The organism is Chitinophagales bacterium (assembly GCA_019694975.1).
Lineage (GTDB): Bacteria > Bacteroidota > Bacteroidia > Chitinophagales > UBA10324 > JACCZZ01.
Genome location: JAIBAY010000004.1, coordinates 207,393 through 227,224 on the forward strand (window position 1 = coordinate 207,393; position 19,832 = coordinate 227,224).

The 19,832-nt window shown below is 47.3% G+C and carries 15 protein-coding genes; 5 read left to right on the forward strand and 10 right to left on the reverse strand.

Going from position 1 to position 19,832, the window contains the following annotated elements:
* Positions 1–21: 21 nt before the first annotated feature.
* From K1X61_09525 to K1X61_09550, 6 genes are all read right to left on the reverse strand, one after another.
* Positions 22–2,571, reverse strand: coding sequence for a helix-turn-helix domain-containing protein (locus K1X61_09525; protein MBX7108874.1), 2,550 nt, complete (start codon positions 2,569–2,571; stop codon positions 22–24).
* 222 nt (positions 2,572–2,793) lie between these two features.
* Positions 2,794–4,176 carry an iron-sulfur cluster-binding protein gene (locus K1X61_09530; protein MBX7108875.1) on the reverse strand — a complete coding sequence of 461 codons (1,383 nt, stop codon included), beginning with the start codon at positions 4,174–4,176 and terminating at the stop codon, positions 2,794–2,796.
* Between the two features lie 113 nt (positions 4,177–4,289).
* Complete coding sequence (locus K1X61_09535; GenBank protein ID MBX7108876.1) at positions 4,290–5,201, reverse strand: hypothetical protein; 912 nt, start codon at positions 5,199–5,201, stop codon at positions 4,290–4,292.
* 12 nt (positions 5,202–5,213) lie between these two features.
* Positions 5,214–5,780, reverse strand: coding sequence for a YceI family protein (locus tag K1X61_09540; GenBank protein MBX7108877.1), 567 nt, complete (start codon positions 5,778–5,780; stop codon positions 5,214–5,216).
* A gap of 177 nt (positions 5,781–5,957) precedes the next feature.
* Positions 5,958–6,374 carry an OB-fold putative lipoprotein gene (locus K1X61_09545; GenBank protein ID MBX7108878.1) on the reverse strand — a complete coding sequence of 139 codons (417 nt, stop codon included), beginning with the start codon at positions 6,372–6,374 and terminating at the stop codon, positions 5,958–5,960.
* Between the two features lie 28 nt (positions 6,375–6,402).
* Positions 6,403–6,837, reverse strand: a complete 435-nt coding sequence (locus K1X61_09550; protein MBX7108879.1) for a hypothetical protein — start codon at positions 6,835–6,837, stop codon at positions 6,403–6,405.
* A gap of 457 nt (positions 6,838–7,294) precedes the next feature.
* On the opposite strand from K1X61_09550, the gene K1X61_09555 reads away from it, so the two are divergent.
* From K1X61_09555 to K1X61_09565, 3 genes are all read left to right on the forward strand, one after another.
* Positions 7,295–7,843, forward strand: a complete 549-nt coding sequence (locus K1X61_09555) for a YceI family protein (protein MBX7108880.1) — start codon at positions 7,295–7,297, stop codon at positions 7,841–7,843.
* 183 nt (positions 7,844–8,026) lie between these two features.
* Positions 8,027–8,791, forward strand: coding sequence for a LytTR family DNA-binding domain-containing protein (locus K1X61_09560; protein MBX7108881.1), 765 nt, complete (start codon positions 8,027–8,029; stop codon positions 8,789–8,791).
* Positions 8,792–8,984: 193 nt separating this feature from the next.
* Entirely contained in the window at positions 8,985–9,731 is a 747-nt protein-coding gene (locus tag K1X61_09565) for a hypothetical protein (protein ID MBX7108882.1), read from the forward strand.
* A 38-nt stretch (positions 9,732–9,769) separates the two neighbouring features.
* Here the strand turns inward: K1X61_09565 and K1X61_09570 are convergent, their stop codons facing one another.
* Entirely contained in the window at positions 9,770–11,167 is a 1,398-nt protein-coding gene (locus K1X61_09570) for a T9SS type A sorting domain-containing protein (protein MBX7108883.1), read from the reverse strand.
* 298 nt (positions 11,168–11,465) lie between these two features.
* Here K1X61_09570 and K1X61_09575 point away from each other — a divergent pair, with 298 nt between their 5' ends.
* A complete protein-coding gene (locus K1X61_09575; GenBank protein ID MBX7108884.1) occupies positions 11,466–12,842 on the forward strand; it encodes an aldehyde dehydrogenase in 1,377 nt (458 codons plus the stop codon).
* Between the two features lie 303 nt (positions 12,843–13,145).
* Here K1X61_09575 and K1X61_09580 read toward each other — a convergent pair whose 3' ends face one another.
* From K1X61_09580 to K1X61_09590, 3 genes are all read right to left on the reverse strand, one after another.
* Complete coding sequence (locus K1X61_09580) at positions 13,146–14,450, reverse strand: TolC family protein (protein MBX7108885.1); 1,305 nt, start codon at positions 14,448–14,450, stop codon at positions 13,146–13,148.
* 129 nt (positions 14,451–14,579) lie between these two features.
* The gene (locus K1X61_09585; GenBank protein MBX7108886.1) at positions 14,580–17,678 is read right to left on the reverse strand and encodes an efflux RND transporter permease subunit; all 3,099 of its coding nucleotides are present in this window, start codon (positions 17,676–17,678) and stop codon (positions 14,580–14,582) included.
* Positions 17,679–17,686: 8 nt separating this feature from the next.
* Positions 17,687–18,754 carry an efflux RND transporter periplasmic adaptor subunit gene (locus K1X61_09590; GenBank protein ID MBX7108887.1) on the reverse strand — a complete coding sequence of 356 codons (1,068 nt, stop codon included), beginning with the start codon at positions 18,752–18,754 and terminating at the stop codon, positions 17,687–17,689.
* Between the two features lie 348 nt (positions 18,755–19,102).
* Between K1X61_09590 and K1X61_09595 the strand changes: the two genes are divergently transcribed.
* A complete protein-coding gene (locus tag K1X61_09595) occupies positions 19,103–19,759 on the forward strand; it encodes a hemerythrin domain-containing protein (protein ID MBX7108888.1) in 657 nt (218 codons plus the stop codon).
* The last annotated feature ends 73 nt before the right edge of the window (positions 19,760–19,832 follow it).

Sequence of the window (19,832 nt, forward strand, 5' to 3'; positions counted from 1 at the left end):
TAAGATTTATACAAACCTGCATCAACTGCCGTCAAGGCTTTCTTTACCGGCAGCAACGGCTGCTGCCCTGTTCATATCGGCTATCACAAAACGTATTGCTGCATAGCTCACTTCACCACCCAACAATTGCCTGACGGTTGACAGGCCGGGCTCCGGTGCATTTTGCAATGCTTCCCGGATGCGTTCCATTTTTTCTGGCGATATCAGCTGCGAAACTTCCAGTTCTCCGGCCTCCACAAAATAGGCCAGGTGCGCTTCAATGGTGCTGGCGGCAAGGCCGCGCAGGCTTGCAATTTCAGCAATACTTTTTCCGGATTGGAAGAGTTGAAAGCTTTGCAGCTGTGTGCTGTTTGCTGCTGTTTTTGCAGGAAGGTCACCTGTCTTATGCAGGCTGCCCGCTCTCACTTTTCTTGTTTTTTTCATCTCTTCCGCCTTCAGATGAATACTGCTTTTCAGCTGATTGGTTTCAGCGAAAATTTTTACGATTTGCAGAAAGGTTTCACCATAGTTATGCAATGTAAAATCTCCCATGCCCCTGATCATTGCCATTTCGGTAATTGTTTGTGGCAGGTATTTCACCATCTCTTTGAGCGTGGCATCATTGCATATACGGAAAGGAGGAAGATTCGCAGTTTGAGCCAGTGCTGTACGGCAGGTTTTCAGTTGCCGCATCAAATCGCCTTCCTGTTCATCGCCGGAGCTTTCAATTTCGGTACCGGTAACATTGCGTTGGAAAGCAGGCATCGCCCTTCGGCTCTCTTTGTAGCGGTATCGGAGTGCAAAATTGCTGCAGAAGCCGATCAGTTCATCCATCTGCAGCAGCACCTTTCTCACTTTTTTCATCTGTTGAAGTGAGATAAGCAGGTTATCGAGCGGCGCTATTACTTTTTCGTCCATCGCCGTTCCGAAATAAGCCTTGCCTTTCGCCACTCTTTCCTGCAGCTGTTCTGCAATATTGCCGGAGAGGCTTTCCGCCGCAATCCCTTTTACCTGCGCCTGAAATCGTTGCGCTACATCGTGCATGGTTAATATAGCATCATGAACCGCATGTAAACCGGCGATGATCTTTTCTTTATCTTCCAGCTTACGCAAACCCATGTATTGGATGAAGTCGGTTATCTTCTCTGACAGCGGCTGCAGGTTGAACAGCTCGAGCAAGGTTTTTACCGCGTAAATTTCTTTTTCTGCAGTCAATGAATTTTTCAATTGTTGAATATCCGGCTGTTGCATCATGTAGGCAACAATGGCTTCATCCGTCTTTATTACTTCACGGCGGATGGGGGAACGAAGCACCAGTCCTTCCAGCGACACGCAGCGGCTGAGAGCAACATATACCTGGCCGGCGGCGAAGGCGGCGCCAGCATCAATAACGGCACGCTGAAAGGTTAGTCCCTGGCTTTTATGTATCGTGACTGCCCAGGCAAGGCGCACCGGATACTGTGTGAATGAGCCAAGCTCCTGTTCTTCCAGCTTGTTTTCCTGCTCTTTAAAAATGTACCGGATATTGCGCCATGTTTCTTGCTGCACCTTAATCGTTTCCCCGGATTCAGGGAAGTGTACGCTGATGCATTCCGTTTCACCATCCCTTTCTATTCCTTCCAGCACTCCGATTTTTCCATTGAAGTATTTTTTCTCCTTCACATCATTTTTGATGAACATGATCTGTGCGCCCTTCTTGAGCACCAGCGACTGTTCAACAGGGAAAACCCGCTCGGGAAATTCGCCGGTCAGTGTTGCTTTCACGGTAAATTCTTTTCCCGGAAGCTTTCGTAACCCGCTGCTGTTGATCTCATCCGCTTTGTAGTTATGCGTGGTAAGGGTGATGAAATGATCTTTTGGATCAGGGTTAAAGCCAGGCTGATACCGTTGATGCAACTGCTGCAGGTCCTCATCCGACACTTCATTGTTGCGCACCCTGTTGAGCAGGTGGATGAAGGCTTCATCACTTTGACGGTACACTTTATCCAGCTCAATGCATAACGGGCCGGCCTGTTTGATTACCTGCGCCGAAAAGAAGAATGGCGTCTCATAATAATCTCTCAGCAAGAGCCAGTCCTGCTCAGTGGCAACCGGTGGCAGCTGATAGAGGTCGCCGATGAAGAGCACCTGCACGCCGCCAAAGGCTTCATATTGATTTTTGCGCACATGGCGAAGCAGTATGTCCATAGCATCCAGCCAGTCGCAGCGCAACATGCTGACTTCATCAATCACCAGCAGCTCAAGATGGCGAAGGAGTTCAGTTTTTTCAGCCGTGTAACGAAGGTTGCGGAGCAGGTGATGCTTATCGGTAACCTGTTGTTGCGATTGAAATGATCCGCGGAATAATCCAGGGAGGAAGCAACCCATGGGCAACTGGAAAAAAGAATGCATCGTAACACCGCCTGCATTGATCGCCGCCACGCCGGTTGGCGCGATCACCGCCATTCTCTTTCCGCATTTTTCTTTGATATGCTTCAGGAAGGTGGTCTTGCCGGTGCCTGCTTTACCGGTAAGAAAAATGTGCTGGCCCGTGTGCTGAATAAAATCAGCAGTAATGGAAAATTGATTGGGAAAATCTGTTTCGGAAGTCATGGATATAGATTTATAGAATAGATAATATTATGCAAGATATGAAACCCGTGGAAATTTTATAGTGCGTAAAGACGGAATCTTGCCCCAACTGATAAAAACAACCAGACACGGAATATGCTTTGACAAATGGAAGATTAGCAGAATTGACAGCTACAAAAATATCCGGACTGCTGCGGCGGTGCATCATGTTGCCCGGCATTCAGGCATTCAGCATTAGCCTGATTATTTTGTGTGATACTTCTCCTTCCACAGTTGATTAAACGACTTTGGCGCCACCTGCATCATTTCGCGATGTGTGCCCCATGATTTTGTAAAGAGGAATCTGAGCATGAAATTTTTCATGCGCTCGCCACCGGTATTCATGAGTTTGCGGCTCATCATGGCGCGCTTCCATACAAACCAGCCGAATTTTTCTGACCTGTTAAAGTCACCCTTTTTCACCGCATCACGGCGGTTAAAGACGAGCAGGTTATGCAGGTTGATTTTCATCGGGCACACTTCCGTGCAGTTGCCGCAAAGCGAGGAAGCATAACTGAGGTGTTTGAACTGCTCCATGCCTTTAAAGTGTGGCGTAATCACCGAACCAATCGGCCCGCTGTAGGTGGTTTCATAGGCAAACCCGCCAATGTTTTTATACACGGGACAGGCATTCAGGCAGGCACCGCAACGGATGCAATACAGTGCTTCACGCTGTTCGGCTTCTGCCAGCAAGGTGCTGCGCCCGTTATCCATCAGTATGACAATCATCTCTTCCGGGCCATCCACTTCATTCTCCTGCCGCGGGCCGGTGATGATGGTATTGTAAACGGTAAGTTGCTGGCCGGTTCCAAAGGTGGACAACAGGGGAAGAAACAGGTGAAGGTCATTATAGGACGGAATCACTTTTTCAATACCCACCAATACAATATGCACTTTCGGAAAGGTCGTGGTGAGGCGGGCATTGCCTTCATTTTCCGTAACCGCTACGGCACCAAGATCCGGCAAAATAAAATTGGCACCGGTGATGCCGACATCGGCTGTAACATACTTCTGGCGGAGTGTCTTGCGTGCCACCATCGTCAGTTCTTCGGGTGTGGAATTGACAGGCGTTCCGAGATGCTGGTTGAACACTTTGGCCACATCCTCTTTCGATTTGTGCATGGCCGGCGTTACAATATGAAAGGGAGGTTCCCCATCCAGTTGCTGAATGTATTCACCGAGGTCGGTTTCCACCACTTCCACATTCATCTTCTCCAAAAATTCATTCAGGTGCACTTCCTCGGTAGTCATTGATTTGGACTTCACCACCGATTTTGCCTTCACGCGTTTCATCACCGATCCGATCTCTGCAAGTGCCTCTTCTTTGTTTTCAGCCCATACCACTCGTGCGCCACGCTTTGTGATGTTCGATTCAAATTCTAACAGGTATTTATCGAGGTTGGCAATGGCTTTCCACTTCAGGTTTTTACAGCGTTGCCTGGCCAGGTCAAGATCGGAGAACTGGTGTTTTCCCTTTTGTACGGCAGCATCATATTTGCCGATATTGTGATTCAGCTTGCGATGCAGTTCTTTATCTGCCGCTGTCTGATGCGCATGGTCAACAAAGGAAGCAACGGTATTCGACATGTTGAGGGGTTACTGTGCAGGCGGCAACAACCGGAATGGATTGCAGCATCGCCGGAATAACGCCGGCAAAAATAGTAACAAAAGGATAATGCTGCATGAACCGGCTGTATGCTTCAGCTTTTCTCCACCGGTGGTTTTTTGGGCTCCTTATGCACGATGGTAAATACACGCGCGATATTGAATCCAAAGTGAACATCGCCGTTGAGCCAGTCGCCACTGGTTTCAGCGATAAAACCTTTCTCAATCATTGAAGTGGAATTGGTAAAATGCAGCTGGAACACATGACCGCCGGTTTCAAGGTCGAAACCCAGGGAAAGCGAATTGTGAATGGTGGGGTCAGTCTGATTCAGCTGGTAGAAATATTCCAGGTTGACGGATGTACGTTTGGTTAGCTTCTGCCGTGCCGCTACACCGATGGCAAAGATATCGTGGTTATCCTCTGTGGTAGCAACAAGGTTGCGGTGCACCAGCGTTGGCATCACCTGCATGGTGAAGGATTCGGAAAATTTGCGTCCGACAATGAGCTGGTGGCTATAGTAAAGGTTGGAAGAGAAGTAATTCGTTCGCTCGGGGTCTGCGGGTTTTAGTGTCTTGAGTGCAATAGTAGACACAAAAGCAGCTGCCACCGGCATGTTGTGCGCGCCGCTGCTTTGGCGGAGAAATTTGTATTTCAAAAATGCATCATAGGTCTTTTCAAAACTGCTTCTGCCAATGCCGACCATCAGTTGCTTGGTGATACCATAATCAAGCCCTATCCTGATAGTTGCATTATCCAATCCCCACAACTCATAGCCACCCGTATTGAGATAGCCAAAGCGGTGTGAAATCTTTACATCCATAACGCCGGCGCCAACATTCTCAATGGAATGTGCATTGATGACACGGGTTGTTTTGAAACCGGCTGTTGCATAGTTCGTAATGGGTTCGTCGAGGCTATTTAGTATGTCGAGGTTATCTTCCTGCGAAAATGCAGGTATTGCATAACCGGCGAGAAAGATCAGCAGGGCAGCAGACAGCTTATTCATAAAACGCACATATTATTTTGTGTAAGGCAGATAATTCGCGGATACCTTAATGGCGATTTCTTTTGCGATTTTATCCTTTACCACGCTCGGTATTTCAATGTTGTAATCTTCCGGTTTAACGGAAAAATCTGACTGAGCCTGTATAACGCCACCGGACACTTTGATGGTCCCTTTGGCCTGTATTTCTTTTGAAACACCATGCATCGTAAGCGTGCCGCTCACTTCTGCGGGATAACTTCCGTCTGCCTTGAAATTGACTGCGGAAAGATTCTTGATAACGCCTTTGAACGTCGCCTTGGGATACTTTTCAGATTCCATATAGTTTTCATTGAAGTGCTCCTGCAGCAATGCCTGGTGAAATTCAAAAGCTGTATTCAATACAGCAAAATCAAGGGCACCCGTAGAGATATCAAGCACGGATACGGCGGAGCTGTTTTGTCCCTCAATTTTTTCAAGCGGCGTGTTGGAAATAAATGACACATCGCAATTTTTGTCGAAGTACTTGTTTTGTGCTTGTGCCAAAATGTTCGTTGCCAGGAGCAAGATGATGGAGAGGGCAATAGCAGGATAATAACGCATGACTGATTATGGATTGGTTTAGTTTTTCAAAAAATAATGACCGGCATAAGTCCGGCAATTGTGGATGAATTATCAACCGGAGGAAAACTGCTTTACAGGCTTTACCTGTTTTCACAGGTTCTGTTTGCGCAGGAATCCTTCCATCCCATTGTTAAGATCCCTGCGCAACAGATGCCATCAGCTTTTTTGCAGACTGCAGTTGACCAGCACAACATCCATCAATTTTCCGGAGCACCTGCCCTTCACCACAATACCGTCACCTTTATTGATTTGTTTTGCCATTTGTTCACTGCCTGCAGTCATCTTGCAGCTTACGCCAAACATATCGTCGCCACTGAGCGTTATGCTCATCTGCCCGTTTTCTTCTACGGTGATAGTTTCAACCGTACCGGAGACTTCAATCACCTTACCCAGGTATTGCTGGTTGGCCGCCTCTTCGTTTTCATTAAACATGGCGTAAAAGACAGGGCTTGATACCGTATAATCCGGCTTTACTGACTCAAGGCTTCCTACGGGCTGATTGATGTAGTACCAGCCAAAGATTGCGAGTGCAGTCCAGATCATCAGCGTTGCGAGAATGATAAATTTTTTCATGTTGAATGGAGTTTACGGGGTTTAGTACTTAGTTATTTAATGCGCCATGACTGATCCACGCATCAATCTTTAAGAGATTGCAGTCACTCAGTTTCGGAGCATCTGATGGCATTGGCGAAAAACCCGACTGATAGTTCACTGTGCCAACGAGGCGCCCGTCATTGACAAGCGCCAGCACATTATCATACCCTTCCACTGAAACGGAACCAAGGTTAGCAGCATCGCTGTGACAACTGTAACAATTCTGTTGCAGCATCGGCTGAATGGTGCCGGTATAGGTTACATTAGCGGTGTCGCACGGATTCAGATCGGCCGGATACAATGTTTCTTCCACATCATAGTAGCAACCGTTCAGTGCCAGTAACAGGGCAGTTAACAGCAAGAACCCGGCAGGCATTACAAATTTGCCTGTACCGGTGAATGGGGCATTCCTGTTTACCTGCTGTATTTGGTTGAATCGCATGATCGGAGAAAGCCGGATTTTTGTTTTTAACTGATGTGATTGCAGAGCAAAACAAGACTACGCCGCATGGTTCATCAATTAATAAAGTGTCAATGGTCATTTACATAAGATGAGCGGTAGAAAATCAATGGTAAGCCAGCAATTGCCCGGTTGAAGGAATCGTACTGTGGTGGCTCATCTCAGGTGAGTGTTAAAATTTAATCTGGCTGACCATGTAATGAATTTGTGATACGCTTTCAATGGTAAAAGCGTTTTGTGGCACGGATGTTTTATGCAGATTCAGCGATATAAATGATCTGTTATTTTTGAGGGGTGATCTGTTCATTTCACATTTCGGTTGAATGTGAGTGTACAGGAAAGGTAGGCATCAATAGGAATATAGATAAATTCAACAAGCAATTCAACACGCAGCAAATCAATGTTGGTAAACCGGAACGGTGCAATAATTATTCTGAATGTGGCAATAGTCTTCTGCCTGTTGCTTTCATCCGCATTTTTCAGCGCTGGCGACAAGATTTTCAGTTGTAATAATGGCGTGGTTTCGTTTGTCTCCGATGCTCCGCTTGAAACGATCAGGGCATCATCACATGACCTGAAGGGCGCCGTAGATGTCACCAACCGCACCTTCCTGTTCACACTGGATGTAAATACTTTTCATGGGTTTAACAGCGGATTGCAGCGGGAGCATTTTAGTGAAAATTACCTGGAGACAAGCCTGTATCCAAAAGTCAGTTTCAAAGGGAAATTTGTGGAGAACATTGACTTTGCTGCCAATGGAAATTATGAAATCAGGGCGAAAGGTATGCTCGAAGTGCATGGTGTTCAACAGGAACGTATCATCAGGGGCAAGTTGAATGTTCAAGGCGATTTGCTGACTATTGATTCAAAATTTACAGTTTTGCTGGAAGACCATAATATCAGGATACCTCGCGTAGTGTACCAGAAAATATCTCCTGAAATTTTGGTAACGCTGCATGCGGAAATGAATCCGATGAGCGTGAAGTAGCCTTTTGACTGATTGTTCAATCATCCATGTAAAATTTCAGTAATGAGATTGGCCTGTTAAACGGCAAATTTTACCTGCCCGGGCGGAATAATTTGAAAGAGGCATGCCTGCTTTCAAATTTTACAGACTGCGGAAAGAATCACTGACTGATATCGCCGGCTATAACCCATTTAAATGCATCCGATGAAAATCCTGATTATTGAAGATGAGATTGCAGCAGCACGCCGTCTGCGGAAAATGACGGGCGAACTGCTGAAAGAAGCAGAAATTTTGGATGTGCTGGACAGTGTCAAATCAGCCGTAAAATGGTTCAGGGAACATGCACAACCCGACCTTGTGTTAATGGATATTCACCTGGCGGACGGTAACTGTTTCGAGATTGTGAAAGAGGTGGAAATAAATTGCCCGATCATTTTCACTACTGCATATGATACATATGCTGTAAAAGCATTTGAGGTGAATGCCATTGCCTACCTGATGAAACCGGTAAAAGCGAATGACCTGGAGGCCGCATTGAAAAAGTATGATAAACTGAAATCTTCCTCTTCCAGCTTTAACTATCAGCGGTTGCTGGAAACAATTCAAAGTGAAGGCGGTGCTTACCAGAAGCGGCTACTGATCAAAATCGGTCAAACAATCCGTGCGCTCGAAATAAATGACATTGCTTATTTCTATACGCACGATAAAATTGTAACCATCATTACCGGCGACAACCGGAAGTATCCGGCAGATTATACGCTGGATCAGCTGGAGAAACTGCTGGATCCCAAACTCTTTTTCCGCATAAACCGGCAGTTCATCGTCAGCAGCAAAGCCATCCGCGAGATGTATGTGATTTCAAAATCACGCGTAAAGATGGTGCTGCATCCACCTGTTGATGCAGAAACAGCGGTGAGCGCCGAACGGGTAGCTACTTTTAAGAAATGGCTCACAGACGAGTCCGGATAACAGGTTTCCATTTGTATTGGACTCATATCCATTATTGCCCCTTTCAGCATCCTGTTGATGCTGTTCAGTATTCTTCTTTTGGCTGCATGATCTAAGGGTCTGTATTTCGTGATGTCATTTACCAATTGGCTTTTGCGGATCACGTGTGATAACGCGTAAAAAACGGCAGGCCCGGCGGATAAGACATACACATATGATAAAGACAAATCAAAGTTCCACCATTTTCCTGTTGCTGGTTTTCACCGTCCTGCTGGCGCTTGCAAGCTGCAGGCATGATATACCCGTAGTACCCGCCAACCCGATTGATACAACCGGTAATGATACCACGGGTAATGTTGTTGATTCGGATTTCTGTGATCCCGACTCCGTTTATTTTGATAAGGATGTACTTCCCATCCTGATCTCTAATTGTGCCATGAGCGGTTGCCATGATGCCGAGACGCATGCGGAAGATGTTAACCTTACATCCTACGAAAGTGTGATGAATACCGCAGATGTGGAACCCTTTAACCCGGGCGGCAGCAAACTTTACAAGGTAATCACTACCAATGATGTGGACGACCGCATGCCGCCTTCGGCCGACCCGCTTTCCTCTGTGCAGATAGCAATCATTCAGAAATGGATCAACCAGGGTGCGCTGTATTTAACATGCAATGCCAATGCAGGTGCATGTGATACTACCAATGTTACATGGTCAGGCATTGTTTCGCCGATACTGCAGACTTATTGCACCGGTTGTCACAATGCATCGAATGCATCGGGCGGCATTGTGCTGAGCGATTACAATGGTGCTGCGGCCGCTGCGCTGAATGGCAAGCTGTTAGGCACAATAACTTTTGCAAGCGGATATGTTCCGATGCCTCCTGCCGGTGGTGCTGTTCCCGACTGTGAGATTGCACAAATCACGAAATGGGTAAATGACGGTGCTCCGGATAACTAAAACACGGCAGACAGCATCCTGCAACGGATCATCGTGGTTCATTGCATGATCTGCAGCACTTTGGAATATTCCTTTATTCCGTCACTCACCTTGAGGTAGTACATGCCGACCGGCAGCTTACTGATATCAATCTCCTTCGCGAAGGCCTGTGTTTTGTCCATCATCTTCCGGCCATTGGCATCATAGATTTCAAGCCTTATTTTTTTCATCGGGTACCTGGACTGCAGATAGATTTTATCCTGTGCCGGATTGGGGTTGATGGAAAAAATGGAATCTGCTTCAGGATCATCAGCATGAATGATGGTGCCATCGAAAAGCCATTTAAAGCAAAAAGGAAACTCACGGGCCCAGAACCATTCCGCATGCTGTCCGTCCTCTTTAATTACCGTATCCATTTCGGCATCAGCATAACCGTCTGCATATAAGGTGGAATACATGGATTTGATATCAGGCACCATCTCCGCGCTTTCATTTCTTCCCGCAGTAAAATAAAATTTCATCTCCTGTGTTTTGTTGTGGCTGCCGGCATAGGTAAAAATGGAATCATCGAACCATAAGGAGGGAGAGAATATGCCCACCTTGCTGAATACTGCCGGATATTTCAAGGCGGCATAAAATGAAATCAGGCCACCCATCGAACTGCCGGCGATGGCGGTAAAGTCGCGCTGCGGAAGCGTTCTGTAGTTGGCGTCAACGAATGGTTTCAGCGTGTTCACGATAAAGTCGCAGTATGCATCGCCCTGACCTCCGCCATAGGAAGGATTATCGTAGGGCGAATATTCATCAATACGGTAGATGCCGCCGTTCTCGATGGCCACCACAATGGCGCCGTAATTACCGTCTGCCTGCAAGGTGTGCAGGGTTTCATCCACTTCCCATTCGCCGGCATACGAAGTGGAATCATCAAACACGTTTTGCCCGTCCTGCATATAAATTACCGGGTAAGATTTATTCAGTGCGGTTGCATAATCGTCAGGCAGGTAGAGCCAGATTTTGCGGCTGCGGTTCAGCTGCGGCATAAAAAAAGAAGCACTCATCACCGATACATTGGGTAATGCCGTGGAAGTGCTTCCGCCATTGAGCAGGTCATCCCAGCCTGCAATGCTAAGGGTGATTGTGTCGCCGTTGCCATAGGTAAAAGTCCGGTTAGGGAGAAACGATCCGTCCGCTTTACACTCTCCCTTGCTCCAGTCGCCGCGTGTAAATTTAAATTCAAGAGTGCCAGATCCTGCCTCGAGGGTGATCGTATAAAACGATGCATTGACTTTTGTCAGCTGATAATCCGGTATGCCCGGATTCCAGCCATTCATGGTGCCTGCGATATAAATGTTATCCATGGCGGGTGTATTTGCCGGAACAGTGGTGATCTGCATGGTGACTTGTGCAGCGGCAGCAATGGAAAGGAACAGTAAGAGCAGGGAAAACAGCAATTTCATGCAGGAAGGTTTGAAACAAAGTTAGGATATAAAATCCTGTGGATATGCTGCGCGCTCCTTCACTGGGATTCAGAGGATATCCGGATTTCCCTTTAGCTATCCGGATCCCATGCTTTGATTGGAATTGAAGATGCTGATAATTCCATCTTTTTTTCATCAATGCAAACGATAAAGTTGCATGGCATAGCAAGCAGGAAAAGCTGAATACAGGTATTAGAGTCCTTATGGTTTTTCATGCGACAAATGGTTGCCCGCCCACTCCTGCCAGCATCTCGTTATTATAGAGTATCTTGTTTACATGAATGAGTTGACCGTAATACTGCAAAGGCAGCAAAGCACTTTTCAAACAGGTATTACCAGGCCAGCTTCGTTCAGAATACAACAGTTGAAAAATCTGTATGCTGCCATCAGCCGGTATGAAACAAGGATAAACGATGCATTAAGAAAAGACCTGAACAAAGCGCCGCAGGAATCATACAATACGGAAATCGGGCCGGCACTTGCTGAAATAAACTTTCAACTGAAAAACCTTGCGGAGTGGATGCGGCCGAAGTCAGTGCCCGGCATGATTTACAGCTTTCCTTCTTCCGGGAAAATTTATGCGGAACCATATGGAATCGTCCTGATCATCGCTACCTGGAATTATCCTTTCTGGTTGTCCATTGTTCCTTTGGCGGGCGCACTGGCAGCAGGTAATTGTGTGGTGCTGAAACCATCTGAACACGCGCCTGCAACTTCTATGTTACTGAAGCAGCTTCTGGAAGAAACTTTTGAGCAAGGCTATGTGGAGGTAGTAGAAGGCGATGCGCTGGTGAGTGAAAAATTGCTGCAGCAAAAGTTCGATTATATTTTTTTCACGGGCAGCACCAGGGTAGGAAAGCTGGTGGCACAGTCCGCTGCCAGGCACCTGATACCCTGTACACTGGAACTCGGCGGCAAGACGCCCTGCATCATAGATCGCTCGGCGAATATTACACTGGCGGCCAAACGATTGTTATGGGGTAAAACGATCAACAGCGGACAAACGTGTGTTGCTCCCGACTTTGTGTATGTGCACCGCTCCGTGGAACAACAGCTGCTGCAGGCACTGATCAGTACGCTGCACCAATTTTATCCGAAAGGCGCCTTGCATGACGGCGACTATCCCTGCATCATCAATCAACAACATTATGAACGGTTGAAAAAACTCCTGCACAGCGGTGGCACCATATTGTACGGCGGACAGCGCGATGACAGGCGTCAAACAATGGAGCCGACGATCATCAGCAACATTAGCTGGGATGATGCGCTGATGAAAGAGGAGATATTCGGCCCCTTGCTTCCCGTTCTTCCTTATGATGATATCAGCGAAGTCATTCAACAGGTGAATGAACAGCCGAAGCCGCTCTCGTTGTATGTATTTGCTTCGGATAAAAAGTTGCAGCAACGCATCATCCGCGAGATTTCATTTGGCGGTGGCCTCATCAATGATACCATCGAACACCTGGGCAATCCGTATCTGCCATTCGGCGGCATCGGCCCGAGTGGTTTGGGCGCATATCACGGCAAATACAGCTTCGACACATTTTCACATCATAAAAGTGTGATGAAAAAAGGAACCTGGCTGGATTTGAATTTTCGATATCCGCCATTCAGAAAAGTAAGCCTATGGCTGGCAAGACTTTTACTGAGATGAGTTCATCTGCCGTTGAAATTATTTCTGCCTTTAAATCAATAGAAACTATTCCAAATTACCTGGAGTCATCCTGTTCCGATTGATCAGGATCCCTTCCATTCATTGACAGATGCCGAAATAAATTCGGCATGACCGGATTGATTGCCTGTTTTGAGATCGCTTCTACAAGGGCTTATTGATCTCTATCGAAAACAATTGGATTCACCATCCCAGGCAATTATATAAAAGCTTAAAGCCTTAAGCTATTTTGAAACAGTAATAGTTTGTTCAAAAACTCACTACTCACTACTCGCTACTCACCTCTCACTCTTTCACCAAATTCCCTGTGATCCTCAGCAAATCCGTCTCCTGCAGTTTTGATTTAAACAGCGCATCTGCCAGCCTCACTTTTGCATCAACCAGGTTTTTTTGAATCTCTCTGAGTTCAAGGTCCGACAAACGGCCCACCTGATAACTGTCCTGCCCTACGGCAAGATTCTCTTCCGCATATTTCAGGTTGCTTTGTTCCAGGTCAACAAGCCGCAGATTATTCTGATAGTCGAGGTAAATGCGTTTCAGCTCCGACTCCAGCGAAAGCTGAGTTTGTTCGAGCTCCAGCCGGCTGCTGGCAATATTTATTTTATCATTCTGATGCTGCCTGTTCAGATTAAATCCATCAAAAATATTAATGCTGGCAGTAAGCCCGTAGTAAAGGCCGTTTGTTCTGTTGGAACTCACAAAACCTGACTCTGAGCTCGAACGCAGAAAATCATAACCGGTGTTGAGTCCGATCACCGGGTAGCGTTGTGCTGTTGTTTGCTTCATATTCAGGGAAGCAAGCTGCACATATTGATTGGAAATCAGCAGTGCGGAATTATGTTCCAGCAAGTCACGGTGCAACTGATCATAGGTAAGGGTGTTGTTGCGGCTGACAACAGTATCCACCGTAAAATCCATGTTTACATCACGGGCCAGCAATTGATTGAGCCGCACTTTTATTTTCTGCACTTCCGCTTCTTGCTGTATTACGGCTGTTTCATCGGCATTCAGATCTACCGTTGCCTTCAGCACTTCTATTTTCGAGGCGCTGCCAACCGACAGCCGTGTTTCAAGCAGTTCTTTTCTGAAAAGCGAAATATCTTTTTGTTCATGCAATGCGCTGAGCAGTGATTGCTCAAGCAATACATCATAATAGGCAGCCATGATCAGCGCTATTGTATTCTCCATTTGCTGTTTCAGCATCGCCTGCCCGTTTGCTTCCAGCAACTGCAACTGATCATGCGAAACAAACATGCTGAAACCGTCAAATAATGTCCAGGTAAGACCGACACCGGCCGTTCCTATGGTATTCTTTGCGCCGGTTTTTTCCACTTCCTGTCCCGACAGGTACTTTTGATTGCTGTTATTGATGCCTTGTGATATCGTTCCGTATGCATCTATTGAAGGAAGAAAGCCCGCATTGCCCGGTGTTACATTGTTGATTGCAATATCCGCATCATTCCTGGCGATACGTACGCTGTAATTATTCTGCAGGCCAATCTGTATAGCGGATTCGAGCGTCAGTACTTCCTGTGCAGCGGCAGACAGAAAGCATAGGGACAATGCGATGAAAGCAAAAATTCTGAACATAAATGACGATTGAGTTTCAAAAACTTTTATCAGTGAGCATAAAATTTGAATCGGGAATTTCCGCAACCAATGAAAAATCTAAACCTGTTGCACAAAAAACATCCGTTGCCGGCGGTGTTACTTGCGGCATCATGCTATCAGCTCCGGTTTTTCCTTTTCAAATGATGGCGATGGTTTTGATGTGGGGTTCACTTCATGCGACAGGTAGGAATACATTGCCGGCACGATGTACAGTGTAAGGAATGCGGAGAACAACAGTCCGCCTACCACTGCAATGCCCAATGACTGACGGCTGCTGGCAGAACCGCTCAGCGAAAGTGCAATAGGCAATATGCCGAGCAGGGTGGCCGCCGTAGTCATCAGGATAGGCCTGAAGCGCCGAACCGCTGCATCTTTTACCGCAGTCGTTTTATTCAACCCTTGTTCTTTTCGCTGATTGGCAAATTCCACAATCAGGATACCGTTTTTGGTGATCAGGCCTATCAGCATGATCATGCCGATCTGTGAAAAAATATTAAGGGTCTGATCGAAGTACCAGAGACTGAGTAAAGCGCCTGCAATAGCGGCCGGCACGGTGAACATAATAATCATCGGATCGCGGAAGCTTTCAAACTGTGCTGCAAGAATCAGGTAAATCACGAGCAATGCGAGCAGGAAGGCAAACAGCAGGCTGGAGGAGCTGTCCTGCAGATCTCTTGCCTGTCCTTTCAGTGAGGTAGTGAAAGTTTCTGGAAGCACTTTCACGGCAATATCATCCATGGCTTTGATGCCTTCACCGAGCGAAGAACCGGCCGGAATTCCCGATGAGATGGTGGCCGACACATAGCGGTTGAAACGATACACCGCTGCCGGACTTGTATTGTCCTGCACCGTAATGAGATTATCGAGCGATACCATATTACCGTTGTTGCTCCGCACATAAATATTTTTCAGGTCATTGGGTTTATTGCGGTCGCTGCGTTCCAGTTGGGCAATCACCTGGTACTGCTTTCCATCCATGATAAAATAACCCATGCGTTGCCCGCTGAGTGCGAGTTGCAATGTCTTGGCCACATCAGCTACCGATACGCCGAGCTCGGATGATTTCTCGCGGTTGACGGTGAGGGTGAGTTCGGGTTTGTTCACTTTCAGGTCGGCATCCACAAACTGCAGCTTTGGATTTTTGTTGGCTTCATCCAAAAATTCCGGAAGCACTTGCAGCAGAGATTTCAAATCCGGTGCCTGTATCACATATTGCAGGGGTTGTCCGGCAAACCGGCTGCCGATTGTCGGCGGTGTATTCGGAAAGGCCCGTATGCCGGTGAAATATTTCAGGTCGCGGGTGAGTTGTACCATCACATCGCTTACGGTTCGTTTACGTTCCGATGGATCTACCAGGTAAATACTTTGTACACCTGTATTTACGCTGCCCACAGAGCCAAAGCTCGGTGCAATGATACTGAGGGAAGACGAAGCTTCGGGAATGGAATCCATCACGTACTTCGACAATTCATCCATATATTTTTCCGTGAATTCATAGGAAGAACCTTCAGGACCGCTTACAGAAACACGGATACTGGAACGGTCTTCATAAGGGGCCAGCTCGGCAGGTACATTTTTTAACAGGATGAATACAAGCAGGGCGATTAAACCCAGTATCGGGAATACCAGCCACCGCCGCTTCATAAATCCTTCCAGTGACGACCGGTAGCCATTAATCATGCCTGTAAAAAAAGGTTCAGTGATACGATAAAACCAGTTTTGTTTGTCATGATGCTTCAGCATGCGCGAACTCATCATGGGTGAAAGCGTGAGCGCGACAAATGCGGAAATCAAAACGGATCCTGCCACCACTACGCCGAATTCGCGGAATAATCTTCCCGTCAGCCCCGTCAGGAACATGATGGGAAAAAAAACAGCGGCCAGTGTTATAGTGGTGGATATTACGGCAAAGAAAATTTCTTTGGATCCTTCTTTGGCAGCAGCTACCGGCGACCGTCCGTCTTCCACCTTGGCATATATGTTTTCCAGCACCACAATGGCATCATCGCAGACCAGGCCGATGGACAGGATGATGGCCACGAGGGTGAGTACGTTGATGGAAAAGCCGGCCACATACATGATGAAAAATGCGGCAATGATGGAAATCGGTATGGCGATGACAGGAATGATGGTTGAACGCCAGTCGCGCAGGAAGAGGAAGATGATGAGGATCACCAGCAGGAAGGCGATGAGCACGGTGTCCTGCACTTCGGTGATGGTCTTTTTTACGAAGGTGGTAAAGTCGAATCCTACTTCAAGCTTGCAGTCGGCAGGCAGTTCTTTTTCCAGTTGCGCTTTGCGCACATAAAATTCATTGGAGATATCCACGGCATTGGCGCCGGGTTGCGGGACCAATGCAATACCAATCATCGGCACCAGGTTGCGCTTCACCGCATTGCGTTCATTCTCCGGCCCCAGCATCGCAAACCCAACATCGCTGAAACGGGTAATGGTACCGTTGCTTTCTTTCAGAATCAGGTTATTGAATTCCTCCGGCTTGCTGAGCTTGCCGATGGTGCGTATGGTTAACTCTGTTTCATTGCCTTCAATCCTGCCCGACGGCAATTCAATGTTTTCACGATCGAGGGCGTTCTGTACATCCACGGGCGTAATGCCAAAAGCCACCATCTTGGCCGGATCCATCCACAGGCGCATGGAATATTTTTTCTCGCCGAAGATGCGCACGAAGCTGACACCTGAAATAGTCTGCAGCCGTTCTTTCACTACGTTTGTGGCAATGGAATTCACATCCATGATGTCACGCGTATCGCTGCGCAAGGTCATAAAGATGATAGGCTCTGAGTTGGCATCCGCCTTTTCTACCACAGGCGGCTCTACATCACGTGGCAGATTGCGTACTGCCCGCGATACACGGTCGCGCACATCATTGGTGGCTTTCTCCAGGTTTTCATCAATGTTAAATTCAACCGTAATGATGCTCGACTGTTCTTTGGACGTGGAAGAAATGGTGCGGATACCATCAATGCCATTCAATGCTTCTTCGAGCGGCTCGGTGATCTGCGACTCTATAATGTCGGCATTGGCACCGGTATAAGTGGTGGTGACGGTAACAGTAGGAGGGTCAACGGCAGGGTATTCTCTTATGCCTAAAAAATAGAAACCCACCACACCCAGCAAAACAAGCATCAGCGACATCACGATGCTCAGTACAGGACGGTCGATGGAAGTGGAAGAGAGGCTGCTCATTCAGATTTTTATTCGGTTGGCTTACTAACAGGTTTTACAGTTACACCCGGGCGAAGCATCAGCATATTGGTTGTCAGCAGTGTGTCGCCCGCAACAAGCCCTTCCGTTACCTGCACGTTGTTTTCATCGCGGTAGCCGGTCTTCAGCGGCACGGCCACTGCTTTTCCTCCTTTCAGCAGATAACCTGTGAAGCCTGTCGATTGCGGAATCAATGCACTCGTGGGCACCATAACGGATTTACGCGTTTCATGTAAGGCGATGGTGATGGTGGAAGAAGTGCCGGGAATTAAACGGCGTTGCGCATTATCCGATACAGCCCTTACCAGGATGCTGCGTGTTGAAGGATTCACTGCCGGTTCGGTGGCCAGGATTGTGGCGGAAAATGACTGCGTATCATTTTCAACGCTGAAATTAATATGCTGTCCCGACTGAATGATGGCCGCATATTTTTCCGGCAGGGTGAAATCAACCTTAATCCTGCTCACATCCTGCAGGGAGGTGAGTGGTGTGTTGGCGGAAACATAAGCTCCTTCACTCACCGTACGCAGCCCCGCTTTTCCGGTGAACGGCGCGCGGATTTCCGTTTTCGAAAGCTGCACATTGATGAGTTCAAGATCTGCCTGTATCGCCTGCAGGTTATTGGCGGCCTCGTCATAGTCCTGCTGGCTGGCACCGCCTTTCGAAAGCAGTACATTCAGCCGTTGTTCATTTTGTGTGGCAAGGGTGGCACCTGCTTCCAGTTTCTTTTTCCTGGCCTTCAGTTCAGCATCATCCAAACGGAAGAGCAACCCTCCTTTTTCAATAGTGGTACCTTCTTTAAAATAGATGCCGGTGATCTTTCCGGCATACTCACTCACAATACTTACTTCTTCATTCGCCCGAACAGTGCCGGTGGCATGCAGCTGATAGGTGATCAGTGAATCGCGGACAATCATGATTTCAGACATCACGGCACCGCCGCCTTTTTTCTGCAGGGCAGACTGCGATGATTCATTTCCGGTAACTATTTTTTTAACAATAAAAAAAATCAAACCCGAACAAAGAACCAGGATAATGATGAGGAAGGAACGCGACATGTATAGCGGCTTTCGATGCTTTGGAGGTAAAACTATTTTGCTAAAATAATACATCAATCATAACTGCCGTTCTTATGGCTGCCATGAAGACGGAACACTTGGTTAATTGACCTGGTTCAGCGGGCCGTATTTTTGGCAATTTCAAAAAATCATTTTTATCGCAACCGGCAGCGCATTCACTTTCTTAAGGTGTTGCTGCATCTTTATGCGTTGCAAATCCTCTGGTGGCCGGAGATTTTGGGCTGATCGTCAATCGTTTTTTTGCACCGGTGTAAATGCGCTGTTCAGCCGCGGGAACAACTGATTGTTATCTTTGTTACCTGTAATTATTCAGCACTTAAAATTATCATGAACCAGTTTGTAATGCAGGGATCGTTTTTCGCGCATCGTGCCTTGTCGCGCGATGTGGAGCTGCTGAATACCATTGCACATCGCGTAGACCGGCTGAGTCAGCAGCAACGGGATCAGCTGCGGAAGTGGTATGAGTTCTTCTGGAACATGATGGAAGCACATCATGCTGCCGAAGATGATTTATTGTTCAGGGCTGTGGAAGAAAGGCTGGAGGCTCCTTCTGAAATTATTGAAGTGATGGAAGTGGAGCACAACAGGCTGCAGTTCCTGATTGATGAGATTAAGCGGCTGCTTGGTGAGCTGCAGCGAAACGGCGCCGGAGCCCAGCTCAACAAGGATCTGCAATACCACACCGGTGAACTCCTGAAGGTTTTCACCGGTCATATCATGAAAGAGGAAAAATACATCCTTGAAAAAATGAAAGCCCATTTCACGCCCGAAGAGCAGCGACGCATTGAAGAGGATGTGAAAAGAAATGCGCCTGTTCGCTACCTGTCTTATATGGTTCCCTGGCTGCGTGATTCCTTGTCGGCGGACGAAAATAAAATGCTCGATGAATCGCTGCCCTGGTCGGCACGCCTGATGAATGCGTTGTTCTGGAAGAATAAATATGACAGGCTGATGGCACCTGTAAAGGCAATGGTTGCCGTATAAGGCCTGATTCCAAATGCGCCTTGTGCCGTTTCCGCATGCTTGATGTTGTTAAAGCATTCCTTTTGCTTCGGCA

Bases quoted from the DNA above. Each gene is read 5' to 3' on its own strand.
- K1X61_09550 (MBX7108879.1), bottom strand. From the start codon at position 6,837: ATGCGATTCAACCAAATACAGCAGGTAAACAGGAATGCCCCATTCACC.
- K1X61_09535 (MBX7108876.1), bottom strand. From the start codon at position 5,201: ATGAATAAGCTGTCTGCTGCCCTGCTGATCTTTCTCGCCGGTTATGCA.
- K1X61_09545 (MBX7108878.1), bottom strand. From the start codon at position 6,374: ATGAAAAAATTTATCATTCTCGCAACGCTGATGATCTGGACTGCACTC.
- K1X61_09580 (MBX7108885.1), bottom strand. From the start codon at position 14,450: ATGTTCAGAATTTTTGCTTTCATCGCATTGTCCCTATGCTTTCTGTCT.
- K1X61_09590 (MBX7108887.1), bottom strand. From the start codon at position 18,754: ATGTCGCGTTCCTTCCTCATCATTATCCTGGTTCTTTGTTCGGGTTTG.
- K1X61_09540 (MBX7108877.1), bottom strand. From the start codon at position 5,780: ATGCGTTATTATCCTGCTATTGCCCTCTCCATCATCTTGCTCCTGGCA.
- K1X61_09595 (MBX7108888.1), top strand. From the start codon at position 19,103: ATGAACCAGTTTGTAATGCAGGGATCGTTTTTCGCGCATCGTGCCTTG.
- K1X61_09585 (MBX7108886.1), bottom strand. From the start codon at position 17,678: ATGAGCAGCCTCTCTTCCACTTCCATCGACCGTCCTGTACTGAGCATC.
- K1X61_09565 (MBX7108882.1), top strand. From the start codon at position 8,985: ATGATAAAGACAAATCAAAGTTCCACCATTTTCCTGTTGCTGGTTTTC.
- K1X61_09560 (MBX7108881.1), top strand. From the start codon at position 8,027: ATGAAAATCCTGATTATTGAAGATGAGATTGCAGCAGCACGCCGTCTG.
- K1X61_09575 (MBX7108884.1), top strand. From the start codon at position 11,466: ATGAATGAGTTGACCGTAATACTGCAAAGGCAGCAAAGCACTTTTCAA.
- K1X61_09530 (MBX7108875.1), bottom strand. From the start codon at position 4,176: ATGTCGAATACCGTTGCTTCCTTTGTTGACCATGCGCATCAGACAGCG.
- K1X61_09570 (MBX7108883.1), bottom strand. From the start codon at position 11,167: ATGAAATTGCTGTTTTCCCTGCTCTTACTGTTCCTTTCCATTGCTGCC.
- K1X61_09525 (MBX7108874.1), bottom strand. From the start codon at position 2,571: ATGACTTCCGAAACAGATTTTCCCAATCAATTTTCCATTACTGCTGAT.